Below are 17,755 nucleotides of genomic sequence, written 5' to 3' on the forward strand. Positions count from 1 at the left end.
CGCCTCGTTTTCCACACCAGAAATGCTGTTGCATCTCGTGGGCAAATGGAATACTTTCGGCGAGCTTTTTGTCCCGGTGCCGGCGCCGGCCGTGCGAAGATTGCGGCGCCATGCTGCGTTCGCTTCTTCACCTGATGCCAGAGAGAACAGACTTCCGAAATGAAACGCAACCGGCCGCACTCGCCACGCCCGCGAGCTGCTCGTGATCACAAAACCAGGCTGTGGGAAAAAGCCCTGACGCTGCATCGCGAGATCCTGACCCTAGATACGCACGCCGACACACCGCTGGTCTTCCTGAAACAGCCGTTTGATTTGGCCGAGCGCCAAGCTGCAGGCCATGTCGATCTGCCGCGGTTGCGCGCTGGCATGTTGCGGGCGCAGTTTTTCGCCGCCTACACGCCTCCCCGTTTTCGCATGGGCGAAGGCGCCCTGAACTTCGGCATGCGCATGCTCGATGCCATTCATCAAATGATCGAACGCCATCCCGCGGACCTGGAGCTGGCGCGGCATTCCTCCGACTTCAGCCGCATTGCGGCGCAGGGCAAAATCGCGATTGCCATCGGCATGGAAAACGGCGAACCCATCGAGCGCAATCTGGCCAACCTGCGCAACTTCCACCGGCTGGGTGTGCGCTATCTCACGCTCACGCATTGGTTCAACAATCATCTCGGCGACAGCTCGACCGATGAGGCGCCGTTGTGGCACGGCCTGAGCGATTTCGGCAGGGAGGTGGTGCGGGAGTGCAACCGGCTGGGCATCATGATCGATGTTTCCCACGTGCACGACGAGGTGGTGAAGGAGTGTTTGGAACTCAGCACGGCACCGCTGGTGGCGACGCACTCGAATGCGCGCGCGTTGTGTGATCATCCCCGCAATCTCAGCGACGAACTGTTGCGGCAAATCGCCGAGGCCGGCGGCGTGATTCAGGTCAATTTCTGCAATGACTTTCTCAGTCAGCCGCATTGCGACAACAGCCGCGCCTATGAGGCGGAAGACCGGCGGCTGCGTCACCTGCTCCACGATGAGGCTGAAATCGCCGAGCGCATGCAGGCCTGGCGGGCGGCCTGGCCACCACCGCCGCGGCCACCGCTCTCCGTGGTCGGCGATCACATTGCGCACATCGTGCGGATCACCGGCAGCGTCGAGCATGTGGGAATCGGCTCCGACTTTGACGGCGTCAAATCCACGCCGCAGGGTCTCGACGACGTGAGCGCCATGCCGAAGTTGACCTGCCATCTGCTCGAGCGCGGCTTTGCGGCAGACGATTTGCGCAAGATTTGGGGCGAAAATCTGCTGCGGGTGATGGCCGCCGCCGAGAGGACGGCCGGCGTCCGCGCAGACGGATAAGCGCGCGCGTCTTTCGCCGGCAGACCTGCCATTTCCAAAACTATCACTTTCGATAGGTTTATCCGTTGCTGCAAAGCCTTAAATTTGACCGCGTAAAGTGCCGCCCGGCGAGGGCCGGCCATGCCACCCGGCGCGCCGCCCTTGTGCGTTTACGGCCACCCCGCGCGGCACGGGTGTGCGCCAAAATTGACAGCGTGCTTCAGTATGAGAAGAGCAAATGGTTGACGCCGAAACGAAAGACAAAAGCATCCGCATTGCCGTGGTCGATGATGATGCTCATGTGCGCCAGGGCCTGTGGTGGTTGCTGAACAATGTGATGGGGTTGAGCTGCGCCGGCACGTACGCAAGCTGGGGCGAGTTGCTGGCGGCCAATGCACCGCCGCCGGACGTTCTGCTGTTGGATGTCAATTTGCCCGAGGCCTCCGGCCTCAGCGGCATTCCGCCGCTACGGGCGAAGTTCCCCGGCCTCAAGATCATCATGCATTCCAATTTTGATGACGAGGACAAGATTCTGGCGGCGCAAGCGGCCGGTGCGAATGGGTACGTCTTGAAGAACGCCTCCGCGCCTCAGTTGTATCAATCCGTCATGCAGATCTATCGCGGCGAGGCTGTCTGGCCGCCGGGCTTCGAGCCGAACGGCAATTCCGCCGCCGGGCACGGACACGGCTCGCTGTTCAAAGCGCTGGCGCGAAAATTCCGCCGCCATTGAATTGCCGCAACGCGTGTGATCCGGGGAAAAGGTACGGCGCAGAATCGCCGACGTCGTGGCTGCGCCGGCCGGTTCAGCACACGCTGCCAGGCATACCCGACTGGCGGTTCCGCTGCAAAAGTGCAGGGTATCGCTACTCTGACTTGTTTGGGTGGCTCATTTGACTTGTGCCCGCTTCGGGATCAAGCGCCTGGGCGGTTTTTCCAGTTCCGGACAGACACACCGTCATTGTACAAAAGCTTGACTGCCCACCTGGCTTTCTGACACTTCCCGCGTTTCTCTTCCGCAATTCCTCCCTCAACCTATCATATCTCACAGGCGGCCGCGCGATTTTGACACGCAAAACCACTAGTTCTGATAGGCGAAATCGCCGGCGCGATTTCGTAGATTATGGCCGTGCACCGCGCAATTTCTGCTGCGCGCGAGCGCAGCCCGCGGGCACGAGAGTACGGCAAATCCTGTGGTCCGGTCTCATTCAATTTTCAAGCAAAGGAGAGTTCTCATGAAGAAAACGATGGTGTTGTTGGCGCTGCCCGTTGCCCTGGCGGTGAGTCAGCCGGCGCAGTCGCAAACCCGAGTCGGTGGGCTGTTCGGCGTCAACTTCGCCGGCCAGAGCATCGCGGCCACCTACGACGCCTCCGAGCTTTCCAGCCGCACGGTTTTCGGTTTGGGCGCGGTGGTGGATGTGCCGCTGCGCGAGAAAATGACGCTGCATCTGGAGCCGATGTATCTGCAAAAAGGCGCGAAGGCCGAGCATGATGACTACGAAACCAGAACCGAAATGACCTACCTTGAAATCCCGGTGCTGGCGAAGTACACCCTGGGCAACAGCCTCTATCAGCCGTATGTCATGGCCGGCCCCTCCCTCGGCTTTCGCCTGGGCGCCAATTACGTGCGCGATTGGCAGGAGGGCGAGGATGACAAAACCGACATCAAGGATCGAACCACCGGCATGGATTTCGGCCTGGCCCTGGGCGGCGGCGTGAGCTATCCGCTCGGCGACAAGTCGCTCTTCGCCGAAGCGCGTTACAGCATGGGCCTGAAGGATATCGACACTTCTGAGCGCTCCAGCTTGAAGAATAAGGGCCTGCAGTTCATGGTCGGCGCCACCGTGCCGTTCGGCAACAAGGGCGGCAACGCCAAAGGCGCAATCGGTGCGAAGAAGTCCGAGCCTTTGCCGCGCGCCGCGGTGGAGCAGAAGCCCCAAGTCGCGGAAAAATCCGCCGTGGCAGAAGCCGCAGCGCCCCGGCCTGCGCAAGTGACGGCTGCTTCCGGCAATGCCGGCACCAACGCAGCTCCCGCGAAAACCGCCACCACCAAGAAATCGGCGGCTGCGAAGAAGACCACGAGCACCGCGAAACCTGCCGCCGCGTCGACTTCCACGAACTCGAAGCCGGCAACGACGGCTGCGACCAGCACGCAGAAGACGGCACCGAAGAAGTAACACCTGCGGCACAGATTCCTCTCCAAAAACTGCAGGGGCAGCGCGCCGGCGCGCTGCCCCTGTTTGTTTTGTGTGGCAGCCATTTTGTCCAGTGAATCCCTGCGCTCGCGGACAATGGCACCTGAATTGCCGTTTGGGCACCACCACGCCCCGATGTTTTCCCGGCGTGACGCGTAACCAGTTGTGATCAGTGAATTGGCGCGGCGCTCGGCGCCGCACGTCATGCTGCGATTTCGAATTACAGGATCGTAAAGAACGCAAACTTTCAGGCGCAGGAGAAGACAATGTTTGCAGCAGCAGAAGCAAGGGCAGGGAGGAGCGCGAGCAATCCGGTGGTCCGCTGGGGCATTGCCATGCTGGCCTTGTTGGCCGTCGCTTGCGAAGAGCAGGTGATGCAACCGCAAGTAAAAGGCCGGCCGCTCTACGCGGTGGACAGCGGAAACAACTTGATCCGGTTCGGCAGCCTCAGCCCGGACACGGTGAGCAGCAAAGCCCTTTCCGGCCTGCAGCCCGGCGAGGTAATTCTCGGTATTGATTTCCGGCCGGTTGACGGCAGGCTGTATGGCATCAGCAACCTCAGCCGCGTTTACACCATCGACACGGTCTCGGCCGCGGCGCTGCCGGTGCGCTCGACCCCGCTCAGCGCTGCACTCACCGGTTCGTTCTTCGGATTCGGCTTCAATCCCGTTCCCGACAAAATGCGCGTGCACAGCAATGCCGAACAGGATTTGCGGGTGGATCCGGTGACCGGCGCGCTCGCCCGGGATTCAACGCTCGCCTATGATAACGGCGATCTCTATTTTGGCGCCAATCCCAACATCGTCGGTACCGCCTACACCAACAGCGTTGCCGGCGCGACCACGACTGTCCTCTACGCGATCGATTCCAATTGGGACGTGCTGGTCTATTTGCCCAGTCCGAACAACGGCAGGATGCTCACCATCGGCGCTCTCGGCGTCAACACCAATGACTTTGTGGGCTTTGACATTTCGGCGCCGGACGGCCTGGCCTACGCCGCGCTGACGCCTTCTGTCAACGGCAATTCAGGCTTGTACCTCGTCAATCTCTCGACCGGCGTGGCCAGCTTTCAGGGCAATATCGGCGGCAGTTTTCCCGTGCACACGCTGGCGATCGCGCCCTAGTGCGAGGACCGAGAATCGGGTTACAATTTGTGTATCCCAATTACACGAGTGATTTCGAAAATGTACTTCTGCTTGCAGGTGATACAGATTCTTCCACGCCGCGTCTTGGAGGTTGGGTAGTTACGAGCAGAGCAAAAGCAATGAAGTCAACAGCTTGTTGCGGGGAGGCGCGGGCGGGGTATTGATCCGCGGCTGCATAACGCACGCGGCACGGCGATTGCTAATGATTCGGGCAGAGTGAATTTAGGAATGTACTGACACGGAATGTCGGTTCACAGACTGTGGCTCCCCCTCACAGCCAAGAGGCTCGGGTCGAATGACTCGGGCCTTTTTTATTGGGAATTTACCTCCAAAATCCCCATTCCCAAAGTTTCGGCATGTTGGAGTAATGGCGAAATTGCCAGGTCTTCGTCGATCTCCGGCCAGTGAATGCCATAGCCGGAGGGTGCAACCTCAAAACGCTTTCGTTGAGCCAGGTTAGCATTTGCCAGTCTCAACGAACAATCTTCCCATCGGATGCGATACGATTTGCCGTCAACGTCGAGGTACAAAAAATTCTCGTCCGCTTCAATCGACTGGATGTCATGGATTCTGGCCATTATTTCACTCCTTCATCTCTTAGTCTGTAACCCACCCCCGGCTCGGTGAGCAAATAGCGCGGCCGCGCCGTGTCGGCCTCGAGTTTGCGCCGTAACTGCGCAACATGAACGCGCAGATTGTGGCTTTCCTGGCTGTAGGTTTGTCCCCACACTTCTTTGAGCAATTGTTGATGCGTCAAAACTCTGCCGGCGTGTTTTGCCAGCGTTGCCAGCAGTTTGAATTCGATGGGCGTGAGGTGAATTTCGTTTTCCGCCAGCAATACTTGCCGCCGCGCGAGATCGACGCGCAATTCGCCCAGCGCAATCAAAGGATCTTCAGGCTCGCCGGCCGCGCGCGCGGCATGGCGCAGCGCCACCCGCAGCCGCGCCAGCAACTCGCCCACGCCGAACGGTTTGGTGAGATAGTCATCCGCGCCGGCATCGAGCGCGGCGATCTTGTCCTGCTCCTGGCCGCGCGCGGAGAGCACAAGAATCGGCATCTTCGCCCACTCGCGCAGGCGCTTCGTCACCTCGAGACCGTCAATGTCGGGCAATCCCAAATCGAGAATGATGACTTCCGGCTGCTGCGAGGCGGCGAGCTGCAAGCCTTCGTTCCCGGTGGTCGCTTCGAGCAGACGAAATTGATGCGCCGTCAGCGTTGCGCGCAGAAAGCGCCGGATTTGCTCTTCATCTTCAATCAGAAGGATGAGGGTGCTTGATTGGGGCATGATTAAAGCGCAATCTTTGCTTTTTCAGCAAACATCTTCAACCGCGAATCTACGCGAATGAACGCTAATATTCTATTCGCGTTCATTCGCGGTTGTTCCCACGTTTGGTTGTGGCTTGTTCATGTTGGGGAATTAGCTTTCAAAGTTAGGATAAAATTTTGAAAGTGTTTCGCCTATTGAAATGAAATCCCACTGAAAAGGCTTTTTTTCTGTGGCAGTTCTCCTTTTGTGGGCGAAGTCCTCAAAGCTGCTCGAAGAACTCCCATTTTCAGCCTTTCAGCGGCAGCGTAAAGCGAAACGCGGCGCCGCCCTCCGGCCGATTCTCCGCCCAGATGCGGCCGTTGTGCGCTTCGATGATGCTTTTGCAGATCGTCAATCCCAAGCCCACGCCGCCCCGGCCTTCGGCGGCGCGGCTGCGATAGAATTTATCGAACACGCGCTCGATCTCCGCCGGCGGCAAGCCCGGGCCGCGATCCGCAATTTCTATCACGACATTTTCATTCATGACGCGCGCAGAAATTGCGATGGAACTTGCGGCCGGCGTGTATTTGATGGCGTTTTCCAGAAGATTGATGAAAACTTGCTCGAGCAAAACGCTGTCAAAAGCGACGAAAGGCAAATCTGGCGGTAAATGAGTTGTCACTTGCCGTCCAGTTAACTGTTCGTCCAAACGCGTGAGCGCCGCGCCGATGACTTCTTCCAGCGGCTGCCATTCTTTGTTCAATTTGACGGCGCCGGATTCCAGGCGCGTCATGTCCAACAAATTTCTCACCAGGCGATTCAAGCGCGCCGCCTCGTCATGAATCGTTTGCGTCAATTCGCGCCGCGTTACGGCCGGCAGCGCGTTCTCCGGTTCCAGCAGGCTGCTGGCCGCGCCGGTGATGGAAGCGAGCGGCGTGCGTAAATCATGCGAAACCGAGCTGAGCAGGGTGTTGCGCAGTTTCTCCGTTTCGATCATGATCTGAGTGCGCTGCGCTTCCTCCGACAAACGTGCACTTTCCACGGCCAGTGCAATTTGATTGGCAAAGGTCTCCAGCAGTTGCAGAAGTTCGGGGTTCTGCATGTTGCCGGCGTTCTGCGGGCGCACACCCAGCACGCCGACAATGCCGCGCGAGGCAAACAGTGGCAGATACAAGGCATTCGCGCCCGGCAGGGTCGCCGTGCCGAGTCCGGCCTTTTGGCGAAGATCATAAACCCATTGCGCCACGCTTTGCTCTTTCGCTTCCGCAGCGAAGTTCGCGCCCGCCGGCGTAGTCAAACGGCCGTTTTCATCCGGCAACAACAAGGCGATTTCGCTTTCGAAAACTTCCTGCATGTGCCGCAAAACGATTTCGCGCACCTGGTCGAGGCTTTTAGCGGTGACCAGCTCGCGGCTCATGTCGTAGAGCTCGGCGGTGCGCTGCTCGCGTCGGCGCGCCGCCTCCGCGGCATGGCGCAAACGCAGCGTCAGCGTGCTGATGATCAACGCCACGACGAACATCACGCCAAAGGTAATGAAATATTCGGGATCGGCAACATTGAAAGTGAGAATCGGCGGGACGAAAAAGAAATTGAAGGCGATGACGCTGAGCAGCGAAGCAAGCAGCGCCGGCCCGCGCCCAAAGCGCGCCGCGATAAAAACGACGCCGAGCAGATAAATCATGATCAAATTCGGCGGCGAGAGGTAAGACGACAAGAGCTTACCCACGCCGCTGCACAAAGCAACGATGAGCAGGCTCAAGAGATAAGACCACCCGCTCTGCGCGCTGCGAAAGGCAAGCGGCAGAGCAGAAGTTTCTTCCTCCGTTTCGCCGCGAATGACGTAGACATCGATGTCGCCGCTGTGCCGTACGATGTCGCCGACCAGCGAACCGAAGAACGCCTCGCGCCAGCGCGCATCCGTTGGTTTGCCGACCACGATCTTGCTGATGTTGCGGCGGCGCGCGAAATTAATGATTTCTTCACTCATGCGCTGCCCGCTGAGCATGAGGGTTTTCGCGCCCAGGCTTTCGGCCAGTCGCAGATTTTGGTGCAAACGGTCGCGATCCGTTTGCGAGAGCCGGGCATGTTGCGGCGTTTCCACATGCACCGCGATCCACTCGGCTCGCAGACTGTGCGCCAGCCGCCGCGCCGCGCGCACCAATCGCGCCGAAGACGGACTTGGTCCCACGCACACCAGAATGCGCTCCGCGGTCGGCCAGGTGGTGATGATGTCGTGTTCATGCCGGTAGGTTTGCATTTGCGCATGCACGCGCTCGGCCGTGCGCCGCAACGCCAAATCGCGCAGCGCGATGAGATTGCCTTTGCGGAAGAAATTCTCGATGGCAGCCGCGGCCTGCTTCGGCACGTAGACTTTGCCCTCTTTCAAACGCAGCAAGAGATCATCCGGCGGCAAATCGACCAACTCGACTTCAGCGGCAGCCTCGAAGATCGCATCCGGCACCGTCTCGCGTACGCGCACCCCGGTGATTTGCGCGATAATGTCGTTCAGGCTTTCGAGGTGTTGGACGTTGACGGTGGTGTAGACATCAATGCCCAGACTGAGCAGTTCTTCCACGTCTTGCCAGCGCTTGGCGTGACGCATTCCTTGGGCGTTGGTGTGCGCCAATTCATCCACCAAGATGAGCGCCGGCTTGCGCGCGAGCGCTGCGTCGAGATCGAATTCACGCAGTTTTGCGCCGCGATAATCGATCACGCGCGCGGGCAGAACCTCCAGGCCGAGCAACAACACTTCGGTTTCTTTGCGGCCGTGCGGCTCGACGTATCCCACCACTAAATCGATGCCTTCTGCCGCGGCTTTGCGCGCGGCTTCGAGCATGGCATAGGTTTTACCGACGCCGGCGCTGGCGCCAAAAAAGATTTTGAGTTTCCCGCGCGCTGCCTGCGCTTCTTGTGATTTGAGGTGGGCAAGCAGCTTGTCGGGATCAGGGCGAGGTTCGATCATGGCGGAATATACGAAAAAGTCGTCGGAATATCAGGGTTCAATACTGCCGCAGCGCCAAATTCAAGCGCAAGACATTTACTCGCGGCTCACCGAGAAACCCCAGTTGCCGTCCTTTAATGTGTTTTTCGACGAGTTGACGAACGAAATTTTCATCAAGATGGCGCGCGTGTGCAACGCGGGAAACTTGATAGTAAGCCGCCGTGGGGCTGATATGCGGATCGAGTCCGCTGCCCGAGGCTGTCACCAAATCAACCGGAATGGGTTGGGTATTGCTCGAATCAGCTTGCTGCAAGGCTTGCACACGCGCTGCGACTGCTTGTAGCAAGGCCTCGTTCGTCGGGCCAAGATTCGAGCCGGCAGAAGCCGCAGCATTGTAGGCAAATGGGCCGGTGGCTGATGGGCGGCTCCAAAAATACTTGGGATCATCGAACGGCTGGCCGATGAGTTCGGAGCCGACGAGTTTTCCATCTTCATAGAGCAAGCTGCCGTTCGCTTGTTGGGGAAAAATGAGCTGGGCGATGCCTGTGACGAGCAGGGGATACGCCACGCCGGTGATGAGTGTCAGCGTGAGCAGAATGAGTAATGAAGTTTTGATCAATGGGCGCATATTATGTCCCGTAGTTTTTATGAAAATTGAAATCATGCTTGTAGTCGCTCCTTCAGGAGCCGGCGTACATGAGCTGCGAGCGCCTAAAGGCGCTACTACGAACCACGAACTTTTTACGCCAGCCCCAGCGCCACCAAAATCAAATCAATCAGTTTGATCCCAACAAAAGGCACGATCAACCCGCCCAATCCGTAGATCAACAGGTTATTGCGCAATAGCGTTGCGGCGCTCATTGGCCGGTATTTGATGCCGCGCAATGCCAGTGGAATGAGAAAGATGATGATCAACGCATTGAAAATTACCGCCGAGAGAATGGCGCTGGCCGGCGTGGCCAGCTTCATGAGATTGAGCGCTGCGAGCGCAGGGTACGTACTCACGAATGCCGCGGGTATGATCGCGAAATATTTCGCGACGTCGTTGGCAATGCTGAACGCCGTCAGCGCGCCGCGCGTCATCAATAATTGCTTGCCGATCTCGACGATCTCGATGAGCTTGGTTGGATTCGAATCGAGATCGACCATGTTGCCCGCTTCTTTCGCGGCTTGCGTCCCGGTGTTCATCGCCACTGCCACGTCGGCTTGCGCCAGCGCGGGCGCATCGTTGGTGCCGTCGCCCGTCATCGCCACCAATCGCCCGCCGCTTTGATGTTCGCGAATGAGTTTCAATTTTGCCTCGGGCGTCGCCTGCGCGAGAAAATCATCGACGCCTGCCTCGGCGGCAATGCTCGCAGCGGTGAGCGGATTGTCGCCGGTGATCATCACCGTCTTGATGCCCATCTTGCGCAATTCCGCAAAGCGTTCTTTGATGCCGCGTTTCACGATGTCCTTCAACTCGATCACACCGAGAACTTTCGCCGCGTCGGCAACCACCAACGGCGTGCCGCCATTTTTCGCGATACTCTCCACCGTGGTCTTAACTTCCATGGGAAATTCTCCGCCACGACTTTGCACGTATTGTTCAATCGCTTCTGCTGCGCCTTTGCGAATCTGACGCCCGTCAAGATTCACGCCGCTCATGCGCGTTTGCGCCGTGAACGGAACAAATGTCGCGCCCAGAGCATGAATGTCACGCTCGCGGAGCCGGTATTTTTCCTTTGCCAAAACCATGATCGACCGTCCCTCCGGCGTCTCGTCAGAAAGCGAAGCAAGTTGCGCCGCGTCCGCCAGAGTTTCCGCGCTCACGCCTGCCGCGGGAAGGAATGCCGTTGCCTGGCGATTGCCCAGCGTGATCGTGCCGGTTTTGTCGAGCAGCAAAACGTCCACATCACCCGCGGCCTCCACGGCGCGGCCGGAGGTGGCAATGACATTGGCTTGAATCATGCGATCCATGCCCGCAATGCCAATGGCCGAGAGCAGGCCGCCAATCGTGGTGGGAATCAGGCACACCAGCAAAGCCACCAGCACGGTCACGGTGATTGGCGACCCTTGTCCGGCCGATTCTACGCTGTAAATCGAAAACGGCAACAACGTCACGGTTGCGAGCAAAAAGACGATGGTCAATGCTGCGAGTAAAATGTTGAGCGCGATTTCGTTGGGCGTTTTTTGGCGTTTCGCGCCTTCGACCAGCGCGATCATGCGATCCAGAAACGCCTCGCCCGGGTTGGCGGTGATGCGCACGATCAGCCAATCGGACAACACTTTGGTGCCGCCGGTAACGGCGCTGCGGTCGCCGCCGCTTTCGCGGATCACTGGCGCGCTTTCGCCGGTGATGGCGCTTTCATCCACCGAGGCAATGCCTGCGACAACCTCGCCATCAGCGGGAATCGCCTCGCCGGCTTCCACCAAAACCACATCGCCTTTGCGCAGCGCGGTCGCACTCACGAGAGAGAAATCTGCCTCGCGGCGAGCTTCTGCAAGTTTTTTGGCTTTGATGTCGCGGCGCGCGCGGCGCAACGAATCTGCCTGGGCTTTGCCGCGGCCTTCGGCCATCGCTTCGGCAAAATTTGCGAATAACACGGTGAACCACAGCCAGAGCGAGATCGCCAGAATGAAGCCAGCCGGCGCTTCACCTTTTCCCAACCAGGCTTGCAGGAATAACATCGTGGTCAACACGCTGCCAACCAGTACGACGAACATCACCGGATTGCGAATCTGCACGCGCGGATCGAGTTTCTTGAATGAAGCGACGATTGCCTGGTTGACAATTTGTACGTCAAACAAAGGACGGGATTGGGGTTTGACTGACATGGTTGAGTTTTCCTATATCTACCTTTTTTTGCTCCTACTCCTACTCCTACTCTTACTCTTACTCTTACTCTTACTCGCTTTCGAGTTTTCTGAACGGCGAGCAAGAGTAGGAGTATGAGTAGGAGTATGAGTAGGAGCAGGAGCAGGAGATATGATGGTTATGATAGTTGCTACGATATCATCATCAAGTGTTCCACAATCGGCCCGAGCGCCAGCGCGGGAATGAACGTGAGCGCGCCGACGATGATCACCACGCCGATAAGGATGATGATGAAGAGCGCGTTGTGTGTCGGCAAGGTGCCGGGGCCGGCGGGCACGATCTTTTTGCGCGCCAACGATCCGGCAATGGCCAAGGTGGGAATCGCCAGCCAATAGCGCGCGATCAGCATCGCCAACCCGCCAACGGTATTGTGAAAGGGAATGTTAGCGCCGAATCCCGCAAACGCGCTGCCGTTGTTGTTGCCCATCGACGAGTAGGCATACAGCAACTCGCTGAAGCCATGCGGCCCGGGATCTTGCGAACCGCCGGCATTGCAGATGATGCTCAACGCCGCGCCGCCCAACACGGCGATCGGCGGAAAGAGAATGACCAGCGAGGCCATTTTCATTTCATACGCTTCGATCTTTTTGCCCAAATATTCCGGCGTGCGGCCGACCATCAATCCCGCAACGAATACCGCGATGATCGCGAAGATCAGCATGCCGTAGAGTCCCGAGCCGACGCCGCCGAAAATCACTTCACCGAGTTGCATCAGCCACATCAGCACCAATCCACCGAGCGGCGTGTAAGAATCGTGCATCGAGTTGACCGAGCCGTTCGAAGCAGCAGTGGTCGCGGTGGCCCACAACGCCGAGTTGGCAATGCCGAAACGGACTTCTTTGCCCTCCATATTGCCGCCGGATTGCAGCGCGCTGGCATTTTGATCGATGCCCATCTTCGTGAAAGCGGGATTGCCGTTCTGTTCCGCGCCAACGCATAACGCGAGCAGCGCGACGAAAACGATCGTCATCGCCGCCAGCACGGCCCAGCCTTGTCGCGTGTCACCGACCATCTTGCCGAAGGTATAGCACAAGCTCGCTGGAATCAGCAGAATGGCCAGCATTTCCAGGAAATTCGATAGCGGGGTGGGATTCTCGAAGGGATGCGCCGCATTGACGTTGAAAAATCCGCCGCCATTGGTCCCGAGTTGTTTGATGGCAATTTGCGAGGCTGCTGGTCCCATCGGCAGTAATTGCTCGGTGACAACAGTGCCATTCGCATCGACCGCCGGCTGCAGCAACGGCACACTGTGATAGGCGTCAAAGTTTTGAATCACGCCTTGCGAGACTTGCAGCAAGGCGAGCAAGAGAGCAAGTGGCAACAAGATGTAAAGCGTGGTGCGCACGAGATCGACCCAGAAGTTGCCAATGGTCTCTGCCGAGCGACGCGCGAGGCCACGAATGAACCCGGCGAGTGTCGCCATGCCGGTCGCCGCCGAAAGAAAATTCTGTACGGTGAGGCCGAGTATTTGCGTCAAGTAGCTCATTGTGGTTTCGCCGCCATAGCCCTGCCAGTTGGTGTTGCTTGCAAAACTGACCGCGGTGTTGAAGGATGAATCCGGTGCGACCGGGGCAAAACCCTGTGGATTTAGCGGCAGCCACTGTTGCAGGCGTTGCAGGGCATAGACCACGAATAATCCGGCGAAATTGAACAGCAGCATCGCCAGCGCGTAAGTTTTCCAATTCATCTCCTCGTTGCTGCGCACGCCGGATAGGCGATAAATCAAGCGCTCGACCGGGGCGAGTACGCGATCGAGTCCGAATGATTTGCCTGTGTAGACGCGCGCCATGTAGGCTCCCAGCGGCCTGGCCAGCGCGAGCAGCACGACGAGATAGAACCCAATTTGGAGATAGCCATTCAGCGTCATCAGAACTTCTCCGGTTTCAAGAGTGCAATGAACAAATAAACGAACAAAACCAGCGCCACCAGACCGCTGATGAAGTAGAATGTGTTCATCTCATTCTCCTGAGAGTTTTTCACAAAGCTTGATCAATCCGAGCGAAGCAGCAAGAAACAGGAGCAGCAACAGCACATAGAGAATATCCATGTTGAAGCCTCCGGAATTGTTGCCGCAATATAACTTCGTGGAGCGTCAAGCCGCCATCAAGGTTGGGGTCAAGAAGGTCAAGAAAGTGTAAAGGAGGAGGGGAGAGGATGCTGCGTGTCATTCGAAGAAGGAACCCTGTGAAGCACACGGTACCGTACTCCAATCTTCACAGGATCCTTGCAGGATGACACATTGGTTGGAGTTCGACTTCAGTGGGCGAAGAATTTGGTTCCTTTAATGCGAAATCGGTGCCCTAAAAGCAAAGAATTCTTCCAACGGATTGAAACAACCCAGCGGATAACAAACATTCGCTGGGTTGTTTTAATCCGTTGGCGTTCTTCTTCACGTTGCATTCTATCCGCGCTGGGGTTCATATTTCGTCGAATAGGCTGCAACCTCATTGTGCCAACCACGGCAGTTTTTCCAAATCACAATTGCCGCCGGAGAGAATCAAGCCCAGGCGCTTGCCGCTGCAATCGAATTTGTGCTCCAGCAGCGCGCCCAGCACAACTGCCGCTGACGGTTCGACGATGATCTTCATGCGTTCCCAGATGTGCCGCATCGCGGTGATGATGTTTTGCTCGCTGACGGTCACGATCTGCTGCACGTGGCTGCGAATGATGCCAAAAGTCAATTCGCACAGCGAAGTGAGCAAGCCATCGGCAATCGTTTGGGGATTGGTGGAAGGCATGATCTTGCCTTCTTGCAACGAACGATAGGCATCATCCGCGCCGGCCGGTTCAGCGGCAATTACTTTTGTTTGCGGTGAAATTCCGGCAACCGTGAGCGCCGTGCCGCTCAACAACCCGCCCCCGCCGACCGGCGCCAGCACAAAGTCGAGATCATTCACTTCTTGCAGCAATTCCAGCGCAGCCGTGCCCTGGCCGCAAATGACGCGGCGATCATTGAACGGATGTACGACAGTCGCGCCGGTTTCCGCCACCACTTGCGCCAGCGTCGCTTCACGCGCCGCCAGCGTCGGCTCGCAGAAAACGATTTCGCCGCCATAACCTTCGACTGCCAACTTCTTGATGCGGGGCGCGGTTTTGGGCATGACGATGAATGCCGGCGCGCCGCGCAAACGCGCTGCCAGTGACAAGGCTGCCGCATGATTGCCGGAGGAATGTGTCGCAACTCCTCGCGCCAGTTCTGATTCACTCAACGAGAACACCGCATTGCAGGCGCCGCGAAATTTGAACGCCCCGACTTTTTGCAAATTCTCACATTTAAAAAATAGTTGAGCATTGACCATGCGATTGATGCTCTCGCAGGTCAGCACCGGCGTGCGATGTGCATGCGGCTTGATGCGCTCGGCCGCTGCGCGAATATCGGCTAAAGTGGGGAAGTCCATGAGCATTCGGTCTCCGTGCTGTCACGACACCGGCCGGCTGCGCTCCAGTCGTGGCTGCCGCTTTGGCAGCAGGGGCCGTCCGGGGGTGGCCGTACGATAAAGAAACGCTGCTGCGAAAGCAAGCGCAAAGTCCCGCCTCTCTGCCTGGCCGGCTTGACATTCCCAAAAGAAATCTCTATCGTTGCGGGTGCATTTTTGAAACGCGCCGGCATTGCCGATCAAACCAGCCGACCAGGAAACCTGTCCATGGCCAAGCCCTTCCCCCCGAGTGACTGGAAGAAACCCGCTTCAATCTCACAGTTTCTGATGTCTCTGCTCGTGCCCGCATGCCTGCATGCCGGCGTGGGCAACATTACCGAGATTCAAGTGCAGGAGGAGATTCTCACCCTGCATGCCGGTGCCGAGACCGTCGTGTTGCAAGTGTGCCGGCCCAACATTCTCAGGATCAGCTTTCGCCCGCCGGGCGCCACGGAGCCGGATACGCTGATCGCGCCGCGGAGAAACTGGCCAAAGGTGAGCGTGCGAATCGACACCAGCGGGGATCCCTTGGTGATCACCAGCGCGGCATTGCGCCTGGCTATTGCGCGCCGGCCGCTGCGCTTTACGCTCTACGATGCCAACGGCCGGCAACTGCTGCAGGAAACGCCAGCCGTGGGTCTGCATGAAAACGGCGTTCGTTTGCGCGTGACTGGTGAGCACTTCTACGGCATTCACAACAACTTCACCGGCAAATTGAGCAAGAACCACGGCGGCACGATCAGCGCCGGCATGCAGGGCCACGCCGGCGCGCCGTTCGTGTGGACCACGGCGGGCTACGGCGTGCTGATGAACAGCGACAGCGGCCACATCAAAATCGCCGACGGTCAGTTGGATTTCACGGTGGAACGCGCGCGGCGATTCCGCGGGGCGGCAAAGGACAGTGTGCCAGCTCCCGCCAAGCCTGCGCTCGAGCTTTATTTTTTGCTCGGGACGCCGCGCGAGATTTTCACCAGCATGACCGCGATTTCCGGAGCCGCGCCACTCTTTCCCAAGTTCGCCTTCGGCTTCATGAACACCGAGTGGGGCCTGGATCAAACCGAGCTGCTGGGCGATATCAAAACCTACCGCGCCAAGGGCATTCCGCTGGATGCCTACATTCTCGACTTCGATTGGATGGCGTACGGCGAGGACAACTACGGTGAATTCCGCTGGGGGCCCAAATTTCCCGACGGCCCGAGCGGCCGCCTCAAACAGATCACCGATTCGTTGGGCGTGAAGCTGTTCGGCATTCGCAAACCGCGCGTGCATCTCAACACCGAGCAGGGCCGATTCTGCCAGCGCGAGGGGTATTTCCTCGACAGCGAGAAGGATTATTTCAGCAAGCAGCAAGTGGGCCGGTTGAATTTTCATTTGCCGGCGGTGCGGCAGTGGTACTTCGATTCGTTCTGCGAGCGCCAGCGCAGTTTTGCGACCGGCATCATCGGTTACTGGAACGACGAGGCGGACAGCTACGGCGGCAATCTGATGTTTCTGCAAATGCAGCGGGCGAATTATGAAGGCCAGCGCCGCCGCAACAATCTGCGCGTGTGGTCGATCAACCGCAATTTTTTTCTCGGCGCACAACGCTATGCCTACGGCCACTGGTCGGGCGACATTCCCACTGGTTTTGAATCCCTGGCGCGCCAGCGGCTCTTCATGCTGAGTAGCGTGGCTTTGGGATCGGCATGGTGGGGAATGGACATCGGCGGCTTCAACGGCCGGCCCGAGCCGGAGAATTACATACGCTGGCTGCAATTCGGCGCGTTTGTACCGATTTTTCGCGTGCACGGCTCATTTGACCAGGAACGTGAGCCGTGGCAATACGGCCCCGAAGCCGAGGCCATTGCGAAGAAGTACATTCGCCTGCGCTATGCCCTGCTGCCTTACATCTACTCCCATGCCTGGGAGAATCATTTGACTGGACTCGCGCTGGTGCGGCCGCTGGTGTGGGAATATCCAAACGATCCCCAGGTTGCGGAGCTTTATTCGCAATGGCTGTTTGGGGAGTACCTGCTGGTTACACCCGTGGTTCAGCCGCAGGCTGACACCGTTTCCGTTTATCTGCCGGCGGGCAATTGGTTCGATTTTTGGACGGGGCAGATGCAAACGGGCGGCCGGCGTGTGACCGTGCCGGTCAGCTTGCGCGACATTCCCATCTTCGTCAAGGCCGGCGCGATTGTGCCAATGGCACCGGTGGGGCGATTCGTGGATGATCCACAGACGCCGCCGACCCCGCTCACGCTGCATTGTTACCCCCAGGGCGCAGGCGCATTCACGCTGTATGAAGACGATGGACTGACCTATGACTACGAGCAGGGCCTCTATGCGTTGACGGCCATGACTTTCGCGGATCACGGTGATCATTTGCTTCTGCAGCTCAACGCACGCACGGGCAAGTTTCAGCCGCCGGCACGAGACTTCGTGGTTGTGATTCATGCGCTGCCCAAAGCGCCGGCAGCGGTTGAGCGCGACGGTGAGCGATTGCGCAAGGAAAAACTGGAGAACGTCCTGACTGGCGCAGCGCCGGGCTGGGCCTATGATGGCCGCAATCAGATGCTCCATGTTCGTTGGCAGGATCACGGCGGGCCGCAATCACTGCGGGTGGTGCGCTAACCGCGCCGCCGCCCTGCAAGGA

At 58.4% G+C, this 17,755-nt stretch carries 13 protein-coding genes; 5 read left to right on the top strand and 8 right to left on the bottom strand.

Annotated features, from left to right (window positions below; translation table 11 throughout):
- Positions 1-159: 159 nt before the first annotated feature.
- The 4 genes from L6R21_20610 (at position 160) to L6R21_20625 (ending at position 4,642) form a co-directional block, all read left to right on the top strand.
- A complete protein-coding gene (locus L6R21_20610) occupies positions 160-1,347 on the top strand; it encodes a dipeptidase (GenBank protein MCK6561607.1) in 1,188 nt (395 codons plus the stop codon).
- A gap of 217 nt (positions 1,348-1,564) precedes the next feature.
- Entirely contained in the window at positions 1,565-2,056 is a 492-nt protein-coding gene (locus tag L6R21_20615) for a response regulator transcription factor (protein ID MCK6561608.1), read from the top strand.
- A 502-nt stretch (positions 2,057-2,558) separates the two neighbouring features.
- Positions 2,559-3,500 carry an outer membrane beta-barrel protein gene (locus L6R21_20620; GenBank protein ID MCK6561609.1) on the top strand — a complete coding sequence of 314 codons (942 nt, stop codon included), beginning with the start codon at positions 2,559-2,561 and terminating at the stop codon, positions 3,498-3,500.
- 284 nt (positions 3,501-3,784) lie between these two features.
- Positions 3,785-4,642, top strand: coding sequence for a DUF4394 domain-containing protein (locus tag L6R21_20625; protein MCK6561610.1), 858 nt, complete (start codon positions 3,785-3,787; stop codon positions 4,640-4,642).
- A gap of 332 nt (positions 4,643-4,974) precedes the next feature.
- Here L6R21_20625 and L6R21_20630 read toward each other — a convergent pair whose 3' ends face one another.
- From L6R21_20630 to L6R21_20665, 8 genes are all read right to left on the bottom strand, one after another.
- A complete protein-coding gene (locus L6R21_20630) occupies positions 4,975-5,241 on the bottom strand; it encodes a DUF2442 domain-containing protein (protein MCK6561611.1) in 267 nt (88 codons plus the stop codon).
- Entirely contained in the window at positions 5,241-5,948 is a 708-nt protein-coding gene (locus L6R21_20635; GenBank protein MCK6561612.1) for a response regulator, read from the bottom strand. The genes L6R21_20630 and L6R21_20635 overlap by 1 nt, the downstream gene beginning before the upstream one ends.
- Before the next feature lie 268 nt (positions 5,949-6,216).
- Positions 6,217-8,871 (bottom strand): sensor histidine kinase KdpD, encoded by a 2,655-nt coding sequence (locus L6R21_20640; protein ID MCK6561613.1) that lies wholly within the window; start codon positions 8,869-8,871, stop codon positions 6,217-6,219.
- A gap of 37 nt (positions 8,872-8,908) precedes the next feature.
- A complete protein-coding gene (gene kdpC / locus L6R21_20645; GenBank protein MCK6561614.1) occupies positions 8,909-9,478 on the bottom strand; it encodes a potassium-transporting ATPase subunit KdpC in 570 nt (189 codons plus the stop codon).
- Between the two features lie 113 nt (positions 9,479-9,591).
- Positions 9,592-11,664 (bottom strand): potassium-transporting ATPase subunit KdpB, encoded by a 2,073-nt coding sequence (gene kdpB, locus L6R21_20650; protein ID MCK6561615.1) that lies wholly within the window; start codon positions 11,662-11,664, stop codon positions 9,592-9,594.
- A gap of 170 nt (positions 11,665-11,834) precedes the next feature.
- Positions 11,835-13,571 carry a potassium-transporting ATPase subunit KdpA gene (kdpA, locus tag L6R21_20655; GenBank protein MCK6561616.1) on the bottom strand — a complete coding sequence of 579 codons (1,737 nt, stop codon included), beginning with the start codon at positions 13,569-13,571 and terminating at the stop codon, positions 11,835-11,837.
- Positions 13,571-13,660, bottom strand: coding sequence for a K(+)-transporting ATPase subunit F (kdpF, locus tag L6R21_20660; GenBank protein ID MCK6561617.1), 90 nt, complete (start codon positions 13,658-13,660; stop codon positions 13,571-13,573). Before kdpF ends, kdpA begins: the two co-directional genes overlap by 1 nt.
- A gap of 488 nt (positions 13,661-14,148) precedes the next feature.
- Positions 14,149-15,102 carry a pyridoxal-phosphate dependent enzyme gene (locus L6R21_20665; GenBank protein MCK6561618.1) on the bottom strand — a complete coding sequence of 318 codons (954 nt, stop codon included), beginning with the start codon at positions 15,100-15,102 and terminating at the stop codon, positions 14,149-14,151.
- 246 nt (positions 15,103-15,348) lie between these two features.
- On the opposite strand from L6R21_20665, the gene L6R21_20670 reads away from it, so the two are divergent.
- Complete coding sequence (locus tag L6R21_20670; protein MCK6561619.1) at positions 15,349-17,733, top strand: DUF5110 domain-containing protein; 2,385 nt, start codon at positions 15,349-15,351, stop codon at positions 17,731-17,733.
- Positions 17,734-17,755: the final 22 nt, after the last annotated feature.

It is taken from the genome of bacterium (genome assembly GCA_023150945.1).
Taxonomy (GTDB): Bacteria; Zhuqueibacterota; Zhuqueibacteria; order Zhuqueibacterales; family Zhuqueibacteraceae; genus Coneutiohabitans.